This is a genomic window from Xylophilus sp. GW821-FHT01B05 (genome assembly GCA_038961845.1).
Classification (GTDB): domain Bacteria; phylum Pseudomonadota; class Gammaproteobacteria; order Burkholderiales; family Burkholderiaceae_C; genus Xylophilus.
Genome location: CP152408.1, coordinates 4,201,547 through 4,217,733 on the forward strand (window position 1 = coordinate 4,201,547; position 16,187 = coordinate 4,217,733).

The following is a 16,187-nucleotide window of genomic DNA, read 5'->3' on the forward strand; positions in this document are numbered from 1 at the left end:
TGGTGTGGGCGGGAGGCAGCCTTACTTGCTGTTCTCGGCCTTCACGTCGGTGTAGCGGCCGTAGCTCTGCAGCCGGTCGTAGCGGCGGTCCAGCAGCTCGGTGGTCTTCAGGTCGTGCACCTGGCGGAAGGCGTCGTTCAACGCGCGCTTGAGGAAGGCGGCCATCTGCTTGTGGTCGCGGTGCGCGCCGCCAACCGGCTCGCTGACGATCTTGTCGACCAGGCCCAGCGCCTTCAGGCGGTGCGCGGTAATGCCCAGGGCATCGGCCGCTTCCTGGGCCTTGTCGCTGGTCTTCCAGAGGATGGAGGCGCAGCCCTCGGGGCTGATGACGGAGTAGACCGAGTACTGCAGCATCAGCACCTGGTCACCCACCGAAATCGCCAGCGCGCCGCCGGAGCCGCCTTCGCCGATGATGGTGGAGATGATGGGCACCTCTAGTTGCGCCATCTCGAAGATGTTGCGGCCAATGGCCTCGGACTGGCCGCGCTCCTCGGCGTCGATGCCGGGATAGGCGCCAGGCGTGTCGACGAAGGTGAACACTGGCAGCTTGAACTTCTCGGCGGTCTTCATCAGGCGCAGCGCCTTGCGGTAGCCCTCGGGCTTGCTCATGCCGAAGTTGCGCAGGCCACGCTCCTTGGTGTCGCGGCCCTTCTGGTGGCCCAGCACCATGCAAGCGTGGCCGTTGAAACGCGCCAAGCCGCCCACGATGGACAGGTCATCCGAAAAATGCCGGTCGCCATGCAGCTCGACGAAGTCGGTGAAGATTTCCTTCACGTAGTCCAGCGTATAGGGCCGCTCGGGGTGGCGCGCGATCTTGGTGATCTGCCAGGGCGAGAGATCGCTGTAGATGTCCTTGGTCAGCTGCAGGCTTTTCTTGCCGAGCTGGTCGATCTCTTCGGAGATATCGACTGCCGATTCGGTCTGGACGTAGCGCAACTCTTCGATCTTGCCTTCGAGTTCCGCGATGGGCTGCTCGAAGTCGAGGAAAGTTTTCTTGGCCAAGGCCTTACTCCTGTGTTCCGCGCACTGCGATCGGTGTGCGGGGGGCCGCCTGCGGGCGGCCGGGCTCAATAGTCGACTGGAATCGGGTCCAGCGACCGCCAAATATACCAAGTTGCAACACTGCAATAGGGCGCCCAGGCGGCGGCAACCTCGCGCGCCTCGCTGCGGCTGACCGGATCACCCGAGAAATAATTCTGGCTGATGCCGGTGATCAGGCCCGGGTCGTCCAGCGGCAACACGTTGGGACGCATCAGGTAGAAGATCAGGAACATCTCGGCCGTCCAGCGGCCAATGCCACGGATGGCGATCAGCTCGGCAATGATGGCCTCGTCGTCCATCGACTCCCAGGATTTGACGTGCACCGAGCCGGCATCGAAGTGCAGCGCCAGGTCGCAAAGGTAGTCGATCTTGCGCGCCGACAGGCCGGCGGCACGCATGTCGTCGACTTTCAGCTTGAGCACATTGGCCGGCGTCATCTTGCGCGGCAGCTTGATGAAGCGGTCCCAGACCACCTGCGCGGCCTTGGCCGCAATCTGCTGGCCCACGATGCTGCGTGCCAGCGTGGTGAAGGCGTCAGCACGCGTCTCCAGGCAGGCATCGCCAAACTGCGGAATCAGGCGCTTCATGACCCGGTCCTTGGCCACCAGGTGCTTGCAGGCGTCCTGCCAGTAGTCAGGGGTGAAGACCTGCGGCTCGGCGCTGCCGGCCTTGGGCGCGGCTTTTGCCGCCGGCGCAGGGGCCGGGGGCGCGGGGGGTTTGCGGGTGGCGGGCAAGGCTACTCCGCAGTCCGGGAAAAACATCGCAGGGACATCACGCAGCCACCTCCCAGGTGGTGCCGGCCGGGGTGTCCTTGAGCACGATGCCCTGTCCCAGCAGTTCGTCGCGGATGCGGTCGGATTCGGCGAAATTCCTGGCCTTCTTGGCCTCGGCGCGCTGGGCGATCAGCGCCGTGATGGCCGCATCGTCCAGCACGGCACCGGCGCGCAGAAAGGCCTGCGGCGCCAGTTGCAGCAGGCCCAGCGTGCCGCCCAGCGCCCGCAAGAGGCCGGCCAGCGCGGTCGAACCGGTGCGGTTGACTTCGCCCGCCAGGTCAAACAGCACGGCCACGGCTTCGGGCGTACCGAAATCCTCGTCCATGGCCGCCTTGAAGCGCGCGGCGAAGGGGTTGGTCCAGTCGATGTCCGAGCCGGCAGCCGGCGCCACCAGGTCCAGCGCGGTGTAGAGGCGCCGCAGGCTGCTGCGCGCATCGTCCAGGTGGGCGTCGCTGTAGTTCAGCGGGCTGCGGTAGTGGGCGCGCAGGATGAAGAAGCGCACCGTCTCGGCGTCGTACTTCTGCAGCACTTCGCGGATGGTGAAGAAGTTGCCCAGGCTCTTGGACATCTTCTCGTTGTCCAGGCGCACAAAGCCGTTGTGCATCCAGTAGCGCGCCAGCGCATGGCCGGTCGCGCCCTCGCTCTGGGCGATCTCGTTCTCGTGGTGCGGAAACTGCAGGTCGGCGCCGCCGCCATGGATGTCAAAGCTCTCGCCCAGCAGGGTGCAGCCCATGGCCGAGCACTCGATGTGCCAGCCGGGGCGCCCCAGGCCGTAGGCGCTGGGCCACTTGGCCTCGTCGGGTTCGGCCTCTTTGGCGGACTTCCACAGTACGAAATCCAGCGGGTCTTGCTTGTCGCCCAGCACGGCCACGCGCTCGCCGGCGCGCAGCTCGTCCAGCGACTTGCCCGAGAGCTTGCCGTAGCCCGGGAACTTGCGCACGGCGTAGTTCACATCGCCGCCCGGGACGCGGTAGGCCAGGCCTTTTTGCTCCAAGCGCTCGATCAGGCCCAGCATCTGCGGCACGTAGTCCATGGCGCGTGGCTCGTGCGTGGGACGCTCGATACCCAGCGCGTCGGCGTCCTGGTGCAACGCATCGATCATGCGGTCGGTCAGCGAGCGGATGGTCTCGCCGTTCTCCAGTGCGCGGCGGATGATCTTGTCGTCGATGTCGGTGATGTTGCGCACATAGCTCACGCGCAGGCCCGAGGCCTTGAACCAGCGCTGCACCACGTCGAAGGCCACCATCGAGCGCGCATGGCCGAGGTGGCAGAGGTCGTAGACCGTCATGCCGCAGACGTACATGCGGACATGACCGGGCTCGATCGGGGAGAACTCCTCCAAGGCACGCGAGAGCGTGTTGTAGATGCGCAGGCTCATGAAATAGACGGTGGCCGGGCCACAAGGCCGCGCGCGAAAAGCGGGCGCCTTTTTTCTTGCAGTAGGGTGGGGGCAGACGGCGGGCCCGGGACGCGCTTGGCGTGGGACCCTCCGGCTACAATCCGCCGCAGTATAAGCCCCACGGCCGCTTGCGCCGGGGCTTGCCGCTCCCCAGCACCGACCCCAGAGGCCTTATGCACCCAGGCGCCGCCGCCCTTCCCTTCTCTCTGCGCACCATCGCCATTTGCGTCGCATTGGGCCTGTCGCTAGCCGCGGGGACGGCCAGGGCAGACGACTACACCGACGTCAACCAGTTGATCCGTACCGGCAAGTTCGCCGATGCCCAGCTAAAGGCCGACCGCTACCTGGCCAGCAATCCGCGCGACCCGCAGATGCGCTTCCTGAAGGGCGTGATCCAGACGGAATCGGGCAAGCCGAACGACGCCATCACCACCTTCACGGCCCTGACGCAGGAATACCCGGAGCTGCCCGAGCCCTACAACAATCTGGCGGTGCTCTACGCCAACCAGAAGCAGTACGACAAGGCGCGTACCGCCCTGGAAATGGCGATCCGCACCAACCCGAGCTACGCCACCGCCCACGAGAACATGGGCGATGTCTATGCCAAGCTCGCCAGCCAGGCCTACGGCCGTGCGCTGCAACTGGACGCCAACAACACCAACGTGCCGCCCAAGCTCGCGCTGATCCGCGAACTGTTTGCGCCGGCACCGGCCCGCGGCGCCGGCACCAAGGTGGCCGCCGCAACGCCCGCACCGGCCGCTGCTCCCTCGGCGCCCGCAGCGCCGGCACCGGTGGTCAAGCCCGTGCCCGCTCCCACGCCAGCACCTGCACCGGCTCCAGCAGCACCGACGCCAACGCCCAGCCCGGCGCCGGCACCAGCACCCGTGCCAGCCCCGCCCCCGGCACCTGAAGCCGCCAAGCCAGAGGCCGCCGCGCCCGCCAAGCAGCAGCGCGAAGACGTCGAGGCCGCCGTGCGCGCCTGGGCCGCGGCCTGGCAGGCACGCGACATGAAGGACTACCTGGCCGCCTACGCCAAGGAATTCCGCACGCCGGCCAAGCAGACCCGCGCGGCCTGGGAAGCCGAGCGCAAGGCGCGCATCATGGGCAAGTCGAGCATCAAGGTCGGCATCAGCAACCTGAATGTGACGGTGCAGGGCAACAAGGCCACGGCCCGTTTCCGTCAGGACTACAGCGCCGACACGCTGAATGTCACCAGTCGCAAGACGCTGGAGCTGATCAAATCCGGCGACCAATGGCTGATCGTGCAGGAATCCACCGGTTGAGGCTGGCGCCGTCCCCCCTCGCCCTCCTCCCGCCTGTGCGCCGGCTGAGCCTCGTCTTTGCCGGCGTTACCCAATGTTCCCAGCCTCGATGATGCGGGCCTTCTCCCCTGTTCTGGCCACCCTGGCCGCTGCCGCCGTGTTTTTGGGCACAGCGCCGCCGGCGACGGCTGCGCGCGCGGAAACTGCGCCCCGCGCGGAGAAAAAGCTGCGCCCAGCAGCGGTACGGCCCGTCGCGCCTCAACCAGCTCGGACGGCAAGCCCTCTCGCGGCGGCAGCCCCTGTGCTGCTGCGCGACGGCGATGCCGAAGCCAAGCTGATTGCCGTGTACCGGCTGATTGGCCAGGGTGAGAACAATCAGGCGCTCGCGGCAGCGGAAAAGCTCACCGCCGACTACCCCACCTTCCAACTGGGCCAACTGGTCTATGGCGACCTGCTGGCCCAGCGCGTCCGTCCGGTACGCATGCTGGGCGACATGCTGGACGAGGACGCCCGTCAATCGCCAACCCTGGCCGCGCTACGGCAGGAATCTGCGTTGCGCCTGAAGGCACTGCGCGAGCGGCCACCGGCCGGCAGCGTGCCCTCGCAGTTTGCCCAACTGGCGCTGAGCAGCAAGCATGCGATTGCGGTGGATACCTCGCGCGCACGCCTGTACCTGTTCGAGAACAGCGCCAGTGGCCTGCGGCTGGTGGCGGATTACTACATGTCGGTTGGCAAATCGGGCATAGAGAAGAGCACCGAGGGCGACATGCGCACGCCGCTCGGGGTGTACTACATCACCAGCAACCTGGACCCGCGCACGCTCAAGCCCATCTACGGCGCCGGCGCACTGCCGATCAACTACCCCAACCCGTATGACGTGTACCGTGGCCGCACGGGCGGCGGTATCTGGCTGCATGGCACGCCACCTGACCAATTTGCACGTCCGCCGCTGGCCACCGATGGCTGCCTGGCACTGGCCAACCCGGACTTGAAGCGGCTGCTCGCCACGGTGTCGATACGCACCACCCCGGTGGTGATCGCCGAGCAGTTGAACTGGGTGCCGCAGCAGGCCGCGCATGCCGCAGCCAAGTCTTTCGAGGACGCTTTCGATGCCTGGCGCAGCGCCAAATCCAGCGGCGACATGGACGGCACGATGCGCTTCTATACGCCGGATTTCGACAGCTACGGCAAGTCGCTGCTGGAATGGCGCGCGGTGGTACAACAAGATATGGCACGCGCACGCGGCCATGCGCTGCAGACCAAGGACTTCTCCTACCTGCATTGGCGCGAGGACGGCACCGACACCATGGTGACCACCTTCGGCGAAGTGGCCGAGGGCGCGCGCACCGGCCCCATCCGGCGCCAGTACTGGCTGCGCACGCAGGGGCAATGGAAAATCTTCTTTGAAGGAAACATAGGCTGATGACATCCCTTTTCACACTCTCCGGCGCAGCCGTGTCCCGTCGCGTGGCAGGCCTTGCCGCCGCGCTGCTGCTGGCCGGCGGCGCCGTGCAGGCGCAGGCGGCTGACCCGCGCGTGAAGCTCAGCACCAGCATGGGCGACATCGTGCTGGAGCTCGACCAGGCCAAGGCGCCGAAGACGGTCGACAACTTCCTGCAGTACGTGCGCGACAAGCACTACGACGGCACCATCTTCCACCGCGTGATGGACGGCTTCATGATCCAGGGCGGCGGCTTCACGCCCGACATGCAGCAAAAGCCCACCAAGGCACCGCTCGCCTTCGAGACCACCGGCCTGAAGAACGACAAGTACACGGTCGCCATGGCGCGCACCAGCAACCCCAACTCGGCTACCTCGCAGTTCTTCATCAACGTGGCCGACAACGCCATGCTGAACCCGCCCAGCCCCGATGGCTTTGGCTATGCGGTGTTTGGCAAGGTTGTCTCCGGCACCGACGTGGTCGACAAGATCCGCGCCGTCGCCACCGGCAACAAGGGCCCGCACCAGAACGTGCCCGTGACGCCCGTCAGCATCAACTCGGCCACCGTGCTGCGCTGAGCTGAAGGCGTGCACCCCCAACCTCCATCACATCCAGAACGGAAAGGACTCCCCTCATGAGCAACCCGCAAGTCGAACTGCATATCAAGGACTACGGTCTGATCACCCTTGAACTCGACGCCGCCAAGGCGCCGAAGTCGGTCGAGAACTTCCTCGCCTACGTGAACAAGGGCCACTACGACAACACCGTGTTCCACCGCGTGATCCCCGGCTTCATGGTGCAGGGCGGCGGCTTCGAGCCCGGCATGAACCAGAAGCCGACCGACGGCCCGATCGACAACGAGGCCAACAACGGCCTGAAGAACGACAACTACACCGTCGCCATGGCGCGCACCAATGCGCCGCACTCGGCCACGGCACAGTTCTTCATCAACGTGGCCAACAACGGCTTCCTGAACCACACCGCGCCTTCGGCCCAGGGCTGGGGCTACGCCGTGTTTGGCAAGGTCATCGCCGGCACCGAGGTGGTGGACAAGATCAAGGCCGTGAAGACCGGCCGCAAGGGCTTCCATGACGACGTGCCGCAAGAAGACGTCATCATCGAGAAGGCCGTAGCGCTGTAAGCGCCACTGCGCCAACCCATGACATCGACCGTGCCCCCGGTGGCCGAGCTTGCCGCTCCGCCCGCCTGGCGCACGGTCGATGTCGTATCAGACCTGCATTTGCACGAGGGCGACGCCGCCACCTTCGATGCCTTTGCGCGCTACCTGGCGCAGACGCCGGCCGATGCCGTGTTTTTGCTGGGCGATGTGTTCGAGGTGTGGATTGGCGATGACGCCGCCGTGCCTGGCAGCTTCGAAGCGCGCTGCGCCTACTTGCTGCGCGCAGCCTCCAGCCGCTGCGCGCTGTTCTTCCAGCACGGCAACCGCGATTTTCTGGTGGGCGCAGGCTTTCTGGCGCAGGCCGGCATGCAATTGCTGGCCGACCCCACAGTGCTGGCGCTGCACGGCCGGCGCTGGCTGCTGTCGCATGGCGATGCGCTGTGCCTGGCGGATGTGGACTACCTGCGCTTTCGCGCCGAGGTGCGTACCGCTGCCTGGCAGCAGGCCTTTCTGGCGCGGCCGCTGGCCGAGCGCCGCGCCATCGCGCGCGGCCTGCGCAGCGAGAGCGAGGCGCGCAAGCAGAGCGGCGCCGAATACGCCGATGCAGATACTGATGCCGCGCGCGCCTGGCTGCAAGCCGCTGGCGCCAGCACCCTGATCCACGGCCACACCCACCGCCCGGCCGACCACGATCTGGGCCAGGGCCTGGCCCGTGTGGTGCTGTCTGACTGGGACCTGCAGGCCGTGCCGCCGCGCGCCGAGGCGCTGCGCCTGTCGGCCAACGGCGCGCTGCGCATACCGCTGGCGTGATCGCCGCCATGTGGCACCGGCTACGCGCCCTGCTGCCCTCGCGCCGAGCGGCGCTGGCCAGCGGGCGCACCATTCCCGATGCGCTGTGGGACGACACGCTGGCGCAACTGCCCTTTCTGCAAGCGCTCACGCCCACGGAGCTGCAGCAGTTGCGCCGCCTGGCTGCAGCCTTCTTGGACCAGAAGGAATTCCACGGCGCGCATGGCCTGGCGATCACCGACGCCATGGCCCTCTCCATCGCCGTGCAGGCCTGTCTGCCATTGCTGCACTTTGGCCCGGCAGCGCAGGCGCTGGGCTGGTACGACGACTTCGTGATGGTGGTGGTGCATGCGGCCGAGGTGGTGGCGCCGCGCGAGGTGACCGACGACATCGGCGTGGTGCACCACTACGACGAGCCGCTGGTGGGCGAGGCCATGGAGCGCGGCCCGGTCACGCTGAGCTGGCAGGACGTGGCGGCGGCCGGCGAGCGCGTGGACGAGGGCACGAATGTGGTCGTGCATGAGTTCATCCACAAGATGGACATGCGCGACGGCGCGGCCGATGGCTGCCCGCCGCTGCCGCGCGGCTTTCTGGGCACACACAGCAGCCGCGCCGCGCGCGCCGCCTGGCACGCCCTGCTGGAGCCGGCCTACCAGGCGCACCGCGAGCAGGTCATCATCGCCGAGCGCTTTGGCGGCGCCACGCCCTGGCTGGACGCCTATGGCGCAGAGGCGCTGGAGGAATTCTTCCCCGTGGCTTGCGAGGCCTACTTCGTCAACCGCGCGCGCTTTGCGCAGGAATTCCCAACCCTGCCAGCACTGTTCGATGCCTTTTTCCGGCCCGGTACAGAACTACAAAAATAATAGCTAACAGCCCTAGTCCAGCAAGGGTTTCAGGCACTTTTTGCTTAAAAATCAGGCGGTTTCGAACGCCATCGAATCCATGGCCAGATTGCCGTACATCACCTCGCGGCTCAGGTACTGCGGCAGTGCGCCGTCGTCGGCCGCGCCCAGTGCAAAGAACAGCGGCAGGAAGTGGTCCTCGTCCGGGTGCGCGCGCTGCGCGTTCGGTGCCTGGCGGCGGTAGTCCAGCAGCGCGGCCATGTCGCCACGCGCCAGCGCATCCTCGATCCAGCGGCTGAAGGCCTCGACATAGGGCTTGGCCGGCGCATCCAGCTCCGGTCGGCCGCCGAAGAACTCCGACAGGTTGTGCGTCATGCTGCCCGAGCCCACCACCAGCACGCCCTGCCCGCGCAGGCTGCGCAGCGCGCGGCCCATGGCAAACACCTCGGCCGGGCCGTAGCCCGCCGGCAGCGCGACCTGCACCACCGGCACGTTGGCGCGCGGCAGCAGGTGCAGCAGCGGCACCCAGGCGCCGTGGTCGCGCGGGCGCTGCGGGTCGGCGGTGGCCGGGATGCCGGCTTGCTGCAGCAGCGCGATCACCTCTTGCGCCAGCGCCGGGTCGCCCGGCGCCGGGTACTGCAGTTGGTAGAGCGGCGGTGGGAAGCCGCCAAAGTCATGCCAGGTGGGCGGTGCCGGGTGCGTGCCCACGGCCGGGCCGCGCGCCATCCAGTGCGGCGACATCAGCACCACGCCCTTCAAGGGCGTGTCGGCCGACAAAGCCGCACCCCAGTGCGCCAGCGCCGGGCCCGTGCTGCCGGGCTCCAGCGCGAACATCGGCGAGCCGTGCGAGACGAACAGGGAAGGAAGCAGTGGGGCGGCCATGGTCAGACTCCGGGCAAAGATGCAATTCCGGAATCGTAGGAGGCTTTGCGCCCGCAATAAACCCACGGCATCGCGACAGATTGTTGTGCCACGCACAACGATGCACAGCCCGACACAAGGCGAAACAGCTTTTGGCCACGCCAGGAGCACGATGGAAGGTTGCCGAATTCCCTTGCCGGAGACCTCCCATGCTCGAGAACCTGCCCGACGCCCTGGGCCATGTATTGCGGCATCACCGCGCCGGCCTGGATGCGCTGGCCTTTCACCACACCGGCCTGCGCAGCGGTCTGGCCGCGCTGGACGTGCGCAGCCTGGCCTTTGCCGACCACGCGCCCATCCCCGCGCTCTATACCGCCGATGGCGAAGGCCTGTCGCCACCGCTGCAGTGGACGGGCGTGCCCAGCAATGCCGCCTCGCTGCTGCTGATCGTGGAAGACGCCGACGCACCCACGCCCAAGCCCCTGGTGCAAGCCATCGTGGTCGGCCTGCCGCCGCAGGATGGCGCGCTGGCCGAAGGCGCGTTCACCCACCCCGCAGCAGAAGACAAGGAACTGCGTCTGGGCCGCAACTCCTACCTGTTCGCGCGCTGGCTGCCGCCCGACCCGCCGCCAGGCCACGGCGCGCACCGCTATGCCTTTCAGCTATTTGCGCTGGATGCCGGCGCAGACTTTGGCGACACCCCCGGCCGTGAGGCGGTGCTGGAAGCGGTGCAGGCGCACGGCCTGGCCAGCGGCATGCTGATTGGCACCTATACGCGGCCGGATGGCTCGATCCGGGTGAAGGACGCGCGGCCGGTGGCGGCCGCTAGCTGAGCCACGCCAGTCCCACCGGGGATCACTGCTGGTGCGCCTTGAAACTATCAAATAGATAGCTAATAGCCCAGGCTGCACCTGGGCTAAAGGCATATTTAGCCAATATTTCTTAGGCCCGTACGGCATCCGCCGCGATCTCGCGCAGCGCCCGCTCGAACACCTCCGCCGGCTGCCCGCCAGAGATCAGGTGCCGCTCGTTGATGATGATGGCCGGCACGGCGCGGATGCCGTGCTGCTGAAAGAACCGCTCGCGCTCGCGCACCTCGGCGGCGTATTCGTCGCTGGCCAAAATGGCGTGGGCACGCGCCACATCCAGCCCGACCTCGCCTGCGATGCGCGCCAGCACGGCGTGGTCGGACGGGTTCTCGCCGTCGGTGAAATAGGCCTTGAACAGCGCCTTCTTCAGGGCCGGCTGCAGGCCGCCCTCTTCTTCGGCCCAGTGCAGCAGGCGGTGCGCGTCGAAGGTGTTGTAGATGCGGCGCCGATCGTCCATGTTGAAGGTGAAGCCCACGGCTGCGCCGCGCTGGCGAATGGCCTCGCGGTTCTGCGCCATCTGCTCGGGCGTGGAGCCGTACTTCTCTTGCAGGTGCTCGGCGATGTCCTGGCCGCCGGCGGCCATTTGCGGGTTCAGCTCGAAGGGCTGGAAGTGCAGCTCGGCCTGCACATCACCGCTGACACGCGCCAGCGCCTGCTCCAGCGCGCCCAGGCCCACCGCGCACCAGGGGCAGGACACATCGGACACAAAATCGATCTTCAAGGTAGCGGTCATGGGGCGGTCTCTCCTGGTGCGAACGGGTCGGGTGAACGAATATGGGGTGCTCCACTCCATCCTATCCACCCACCATTTCCCCTGCCTGCCATGGACCCATTGCGCCAGATAGAAGCCTTCACCACCGTCGTCGCCATGGGCAGCTTCGTCAAGGCCGCCGACCGCCTGGGCAGCTCCAAGGCCGTGGTGTCGCGCCTGGTGCAGGACCTGGAGGCGCGGCTGGGCACGCGGCTGCTGCACCGCACCACGCGCCGGCTGTCGCTGACCGATGCCGGCACCGACTACTTCGAGCGCTGCCGCCGCATCCTCGATGAGCTGGCCGAGGCCGACGCCGCCGCCAGCGCAGCCACCGTGCAGCCGCGCGGCCGGCTGCGCATCAACGTGCCGGTGAGCTTTGGCAACCTGTGCCTGGCGCCGCTGTGGGGCCGGTTCCTGGAGCGCCACCCCGACGTGGCGCTGGACGTGCAGCTAAGCGACCGCGTGGTGGACCTGCTGGAAGACGGCTACGACCTGGCGGTGCGCATTGCGCGCCTGCCCAACTCCACCCTGGTCTCGCGCCGGTTGGCCAGCGCGCGCATCGTGCTGTGCGCCGCGCCGCAGTACCTGGCGCGCGCACCCGCCATCCGCAGCGTGGCCGACCTGGCCGAGCACCCGGTGATCGCCTACTCGTACAGCGCCAACGGCGACGCCTTTCGCTTCGAAGGGCCCGACGGCACACACGAGGTGACGATCCGCCCGCGCATGCACAGCAACTCGGGCGACACCTGCCGCGCCGTGGCGCTGACCGGCCAGGGGCTGACGCTGCAGCCCAACTTCATCATTGGCGAAGACCTGCGCGCCGGCCGATTGGTCGAGGTACTGCCCGCCTACCGCCTACCCGAGCTGGGCATACACGCGGTCTACCCGAGCCGGCAGCACCTGTCGCTGAAGGTGCGGCGCATGGTCGAATTTCTTAGCGAATCCCTTGCGGCGCCGGACTGGGAGTAGTCAGCGCGGGCGCGCTGCGTCGATCTGCGCTAGGCCCGCAATCGCCAGACCGTAGCCCGCCACACCAAACCCCGCCATCACCGCCTTGGCCGCGGGCGAGATGTAGGAGTGGTGGCGGAAGGCTTCGCGCGCATGCACGTTGGAGATGTGCAGCTCGATCAGCGTCACGCCCGCGCCCTTGATGGCGTCGTGCAGCGCCACGCTGGTGTGCGTGTAGGCGCCGGCATTGAGCACCACGCCGGCCATGGTGCCGGCGGCCTCGGCACGGCCGGCGGCGTGCAGCCAGTCGAGCAGTTCGCCTTCGTGGTTGCTTTGCCGAAAGTCCAGCGTCAGGCCGTGCGCGGCGCAGGCTTGCAGGCACAGCTGTTCGACATCGGCCAGCGTGGCCGAGCCATAGACGGCCGGCTCGCGCGTGCCCAGCAGGTTGAGGTTGGGGCCGTTCAGGACGAGTGCGGTTTTCATGCGTGGGCTTCCACAAATAGGGTGGTGATGCGGGCGAAGTCGGCCGGGCGCTCGGCCGGGCTGATGTGGGCCGCGTCTATGGACTGCAATTGCGCGCCGGGAATGGCGCTGGCGATCTCCTCAGACATGGCCGGCGGCGTGGCCAGGTCCTGGCTGCCGGCCAGCACCAGCGTGGGCACGCTGATGCGGCGGTTGCTGTCGCGGAAATCGATCGCCGCCACCGCATTGCAACTGGCGATGTAGCCGGCCGCATCGGTGGCGACCAGCGTGGCGCGCAGGGCCGCGGCCTGGGCTGCGCCTTCGGGCGTGGCGCGGAAGGCCGGTGTGAGCCAGCGCTCGACCGCGCCATCGGCAATGTCCACCACGCCGCTGGCCTTTACCCGCGCCTCGCGCGCCTGCCAGGGCGCCTTGTCGGCGTAATAGGCGGACGAATTGGCAATCACGATGCCCCTCAGCAATTGCGGATGCCGCACCGCCAGCGCCTGCGCGGTCATGCCGCCCATGGAGACGCCGGCAAAGAACACCGGGCCAGCGGCCTCGGCGCGGATCAGCGCGGCCGCGTCGTCAGCCAAATCCTCGATGGAGAAAGCGCCAGGCACCAGCGGCGAGCGGCCGTGGTTGCGGTGGTCGTAGCGCAGCACGGTAAAGCGGGCAGCAAGCGCGGCGGCCACGCCGTCCCACATGTGCAGGTCACAGCCGAGCGCGTGGCTCAGCACCAGGACCGGGCCTGTGCCTTGTTTCTCAAAATGCAGAGCGGGCATTCTTGTATTTCCTTGGAACGGGTGTCAGGCGGCCGGCTTAGCGGGAGGCAAAAAGCCCTTCTCGCGCAGGATGCCCGTGAAGATGCCAAACGCATGGTTGGCCACCGGCACGCCGCAGTAGATGGCGGATTGCAGGATCACTTCCTTGATCTCGTCCGGCGTCAGGCGTGAATCCGGCGCGCCATCGAGCGCGGCGCGCACGTGCATCGCAAACTCTTCATAGGCATGGGTGCCCAGCATCATCGACAGCACCATGAAGCGGCGCGTCTTGTCGCCCAGCGCAGGACGGCCCCAGATCTCGTTCCAGGCGTAGCGGCTGATCAGGTTCTGGAACTCGGCGTTGTAGTCGTGGATGTTGGCGCTGGCCTTGTCCACCCAGGCATCGCCCAGCACGCGGCGACGGTTCTTCATGCCGTCCTGGTAGTCGGTTTCGCGGTCGCTCAATTCATATCTCCTTGTTTCATCAGGGTACGCAGCCGCGCCACCTGGGCGCGGGCCAGGCCGGCGGAATGCTCGGCCAGCGCAGGATCAAACCATTCGTCCGCCGCCTCGCGCGGCAGCTCGCTGCGCAGCGTGTCGAGGTTGGCGCGCATGCGCCCGGCATGCACCTGCAGGCTGGGCAGCGTGGTGGCCAGGGCGCGCACGGCGCCGTGCGCGCACTGCAGCAGTTGCGGCCACTCCGCCAGCTCGGCCTGCCAGGCGCCCAGGGCGCGTTCGTGTTCTTGCGGCATGGCTGCCAGCAGTGCGGCCACGCGCTGCGGCGCGCGCCGTGCGGCGGCCAGCACCACCATGGACGCCACCGGGTTGCGCTTGTGCGGCATGGCCGACGAGCCACCACGCCCAGCCTCTTGCGGCTCGGCCGCCTCGCCCACTTCGAACTGGCCCATCAGCGCCAGGTCACCAGCGATCTTGCCCAGGTTGCCGACCAGCAGGCCGATATCGCAGCCCAGCGCCACCCAGACATCGCGCTGCGTGTGCCAGGGTGCATCGGGCGCCGCCAGGCCCAGTTCGGCGGCGACTAGCGCGACCACTTCCGGGCCCTTGCCGCGCATCTGCGCCTGGGTGCCCACGGCGCCGCCCAGTTGCACGGCGAGTGCCTCACGCGCGGTGGCCTGCAGGCGCTGCAGGCTGCGCGCGACGGGCGCGGCCCACTGCGCGCACTTCCAGCCAAAGCTGATGACCGAAGCCGGCTGGCCGAGCGTGCGTGCCAGCATGGGCGTGGCGGCGTGGCGCTCGGCCAGGTCCAGCAGCGCCTCGACCACTTTGCGGCCATCAGCGGTGATCAGCTCCAGCACATCGCGGGTGACCAGCGCGGTGGCGGTGTCGATCACGTCCTGGCTGGTGCTGCCAAAGTGGGTGGAGGCGACTGCGTCCTTGTTGAACAGCAGCACCGTCTCTTTCAGCGCCTTGACCAGCGGGATGGCCAGGCTGCCGGCGCGCGCGCTCTCACGCACGATCTTGGAGACATCAAACAGGTCGACCTTGCAGGTGTCGGCAATGGACTTGGCCGCGGTCTCCGGGATCAGCCCGACCTGCGCCTGGGCACGCGCCAGCGCGGCCTCGAAGCGCAGCATGGCGTCGACAAAGCTGCGCTCGCCGAAGGCCTCCAGCGCTTCAGGGGTGGAAAGAAAGCCTTCGAAGATGGTCATTCGGTTTTGTGAGTGTTTTTGGCACTTAGTCCAGGTAGCTCCTGGACCTTTAGCTATGAATACAGTAGCGACGTGGCGCCATGTCAAAAGCCCGGCCCCGCAGGCGCAGTGCATGCGGGGCCGGGCGGTCGAGGATACCGCGATGGTGCGGCGCTAGTACGGCAGCAAGGCCTACCGGCGCACCTTGGCAATCTCGGCCATCAGCTCCTTCACCGTGCCCTCGCCCACCGCGGCGGTCTGCTTGTCGATCACCGGCTTGACCTTGTCGCGCAGCCGCGCCATGTCGGCCGCAGAGAACTCAGTCACCTGCATGCCAGCCTGCTTGAGCTTGTCCAGCGCCTCGTCAGCCTGGGCGCGCGACACCTCGCGCTGGAAGCGCGTGGCCTCGGCCGCAGCTTCCTGTACCAGGCGCTTTTCATCCGCAGACAGGCTGTCCCAGAACTTCTTGCCAACGATCAGCGCCTGCGGGTTGTAGATGTGGCGCGTGAGGGTGAGGTACTTCTGCACCTCGCCAAACTTGGAGGCCAGGATGGTGGTGTTGGGGTTCTCCTGGCCATCAACCGCCTTCTGGTCCAGCGCGCTGTACAGCTCGGGGAAGGGCATGGGCGTGGCCGATGCACCCAGGGTGTTGAACAGGTCGATGTAGATCGGCGACTGGATCACGCGGATCTTCAGGCCGGCGATGTCCTCGGGCTTGTGCAAGGGCCGCTTGCTGTTGGTGACATTGCGAAAGCCCAGGTCCCAGTAGCCCAGGCCGATCAGGCCCTTGTCGGCCAGCTTGGAGAACAGGCCGCGGCCAAAGGGGCCGTCGGTCACGGCGTCGGCCTCTTGCGGGTTGGCGAACAGGAAGGGGAAGTCATAGACCGCGAACTCCTTCACCTGCGCGGTCAGGATGCCGGCGTTGAGCACCGTCATCTCCATGGTGCCGCCCTGCAGCGCCGATACCGTCTGCAGGTCGCCGCCCAGCACTCCGCCCGGGAACAGCTTGACCTGCAGCTTGCCGCCGGATTTTTGCGCCAGCAGGTCGGCGAACTTCTGCGCGCCCAGGGCCTGCGGGTGGCCGGTCTGGTTCTGGAACGCAAACTTGATGCTGCGCGGCTTGATGTCCTGGGCGGCTGCGCCCCCGGCAGCGGCCAGCGCCACGGCGGCCAGCACGGTCTTGAGGAAGAAACGCTTCATGAAAGTCTCCTTGGGTTTT

18 protein-coding genes are annotated in these 16,187 nt (G+C 67.4%); 8 read left to right on the top strand and 10 right to left on the bottom strand.

Annotated features, from left to right (window positions below):
- Positions 1-21: 21 nt before the first annotated feature.
- The 3 genes from AAFF27_19540 to cysS form a co-directional block, all read right to left on the bottom strand.
- A complete protein-coding gene (locus tag AAFF27_19540) occupies positions 22-1,002 on the bottom strand; it encodes an acetyl-CoA carboxylase carboxyltransferase subunit alpha (protein ID XAH22195.1) in 981 nt (326 codons plus the stop codon).
- Between the two features lie 65 nt (positions 1,003-1,067).
- A complete protein-coding gene (locus AAFF27_19545) occupies positions 1,068-1,775 on the bottom strand; it encodes a DNA-3-methyladenine glycosylase 2 family protein (GenBank protein XAH22196.1) in 708 nt (235 codons plus the stop codon).
- 37 nt (positions 1,776-1,812) lie between these two features.
- Positions 1,813-3,192 carry a cysteine--tRNA ligase gene (cysS, locus tag AAFF27_19550; GenBank protein XAH22197.1) on the bottom strand — a complete coding sequence of 460 codons (1,380 nt, stop codon included), beginning with the start codon at positions 3,190-3,192 and terminating at the stop codon, positions 1,813-1,815.
- A 194-nt stretch (positions 3,193-3,386) separates the two neighbouring features.
- Between cysS and AAFF27_19555 the strand changes: the two genes are divergently transcribed.
- The 6 genes from AAFF27_19555 (at position 3,387) to AAFF27_19580 (ending at position 8,688) form a co-directional block, all read left to right on the top strand.
- A complete protein-coding gene (locus tag AAFF27_19555) occupies positions 3,387-4,496 on the top strand; it encodes a tetratricopeptide repeat protein (GenBank protein ID XAH22198.1) in 1,110 nt (369 codons plus the stop codon).
- 73 nt (positions 4,497-4,569) lie between these two features.
- A complete protein-coding gene (locus AAFF27_19560; GenBank protein ID XAH22199.1) occupies positions 4,570-5,898 on the top strand; it encodes a L,D-transpeptidase family protein in 1,329 nt (442 codons plus the stop codon).
- On the top strand, positions 5,898-6,494 hold the full coding sequence (locus AAFF27_19565) for a peptidylprolyl isomerase (protein XAH22200.1): 597 nt from the start codon (positions 5,898-5,900) through the stop codon (positions 6,492-6,494). Before AAFF27_19560 ends, AAFF27_19565 begins: the two co-directional genes overlap by 1 nt.
- Before the next feature lie 56 nt (positions 6,495-6,550).
- On the top strand, positions 6,551-7,057 hold the full coding sequence (locus tag AAFF27_19570; GenBank protein XAH22201.1) for a peptidylprolyl isomerase: 507 nt from the start codon (positions 6,551-6,553) through the stop codon (positions 7,055-7,057).
- Positions 7,058-7,075: 18 nt separating this feature from the next.
- Positions 7,076-7,846, top strand: a complete 771-nt coding sequence (locus tag AAFF27_19575) for a UDP-2,3-diacylglucosamine diphosphatase (GenBank protein ID XAH22202.1) — start codon at positions 7,076-7,078, stop codon at positions 7,844-7,846.
- Positions 7,843-8,688 (top strand): M90 family metallopeptidase, encoded by an 846-nt coding sequence (locus AAFF27_19580; protein ID XAH22203.1) that lies wholly within the window; start codon positions 7,843-7,845, stop codon positions 8,686-8,688. Before AAFF27_19575 ends, AAFF27_19580 begins: the two co-directional genes overlap by 4 nt.
- Positions 8,689-8,739: 51 nt before the next feature.
- On the opposite strand, the gene AAFF27_19585 is transcribed toward AAFF27_19580, so the two are convergent.
- On the bottom strand, positions 8,740-9,549 hold the full coding sequence (locus tag AAFF27_19585) for a class III extradiol ring-cleavage dioxygenase (protein ID XAH22204.1): 810 nt from the start codon (positions 9,547-9,549) through the stop codon (positions 8,740-8,742).
- Positions 9,550-9,737: 188 nt separating this feature from the next.
- Between AAFF27_19585 and AAFF27_19590 the strand changes: the two genes are divergently transcribed.
- Entirely contained in the window at positions 9,738-10,361 is a 624-nt protein-coding gene (locus AAFF27_19590; GenBank protein ID XAH22205.1) for a YbhB/YbcL family Raf kinase inhibitor-like protein, read from the top strand.
- A 109-nt stretch (positions 10,362-10,470) separates the two neighbouring features.
- Here AAFF27_19590 and AAFF27_19595 read toward each other — a convergent pair whose 3' ends face one another.
- Positions 10,471-11,130, bottom strand: coding sequence for a DsbA family oxidoreductase (locus AAFF27_19595; GenBank protein ID XAH22206.1), 660 nt, complete (start codon positions 11,128-11,130; stop codon positions 10,471-10,473).
- A gap of 90 nt (positions 11,131-11,220) precedes the next feature.
- On the opposite strand from AAFF27_19595, the gene AAFF27_19600 reads away from it, so the two are divergent.
- The gene (locus tag AAFF27_19600; GenBank protein ID XAH22207.1) at positions 11,221-12,117 is read left to right on the top strand and encodes a LysR family transcriptional regulator; all 897 of its coding nucleotides are present in this window, start codon (positions 11,221-11,223) and stop codon (positions 12,115-12,117) included.
- Here the strand turns inward: AAFF27_19600 and aroQ are convergent, their stop codons facing one another.
- The 5 genes from aroQ to AAFF27_19625 form a co-directional block, all read right to left on the bottom strand.
- Entirely contained in the window at positions 12,118-12,579 is a 462-nt protein-coding gene (gene aroQ / locus AAFF27_19605; protein ID XAH22208.1) for a type II 3-dehydroquinate dehydratase, read from the bottom strand.
- Positions 12,576-13,340, bottom strand: coding sequence for an alpha/beta fold hydrolase (locus tag AAFF27_19610; protein ID XAH22209.1), 765 nt, complete (start codon positions 13,338-13,340; stop codon positions 12,576-12,578). The genes aroQ and AAFF27_19610 overlap by 4 nt, the downstream gene beginning before the upstream one ends.
- Positions 13,341-13,364: 24 nt before the next feature.
- The gene (locus tag AAFF27_19615) at positions 13,365-13,751 is read right to left on the bottom strand and encodes a carboxymuconolactone decarboxylase family protein (protein ID XAH26271.1); all 387 of its coding nucleotides are present in this window, start codon (positions 13,749-13,751) and stop codon (positions 13,365-13,367) included.
- A gap of 29 nt (positions 13,752-13,780) precedes the next feature.
- Positions 13,781-14,989 (bottom strand): 3-carboxy-cis,cis-muconate cycloisomerase, encoded by a 1,209-nt coding sequence (gene pcaB / locus AAFF27_19620; GenBank protein ID XAH22210.1) that lies wholly within the window; start codon positions 14,987-14,989, stop codon positions 13,781-13,783.
- Between the two features lie 171 nt (positions 14,990-15,160).
- On the bottom strand, positions 15,161-16,168 hold the full coding sequence (locus AAFF27_19625; GenBank protein XAH22211.1) for a TRAP transporter substrate-binding protein: 1,008 nt from the start codon (positions 16,166-16,168) through the stop codon (positions 15,161-15,163).
- Positions 16,169-16,187 lie beyond the last annotated feature (19 nt).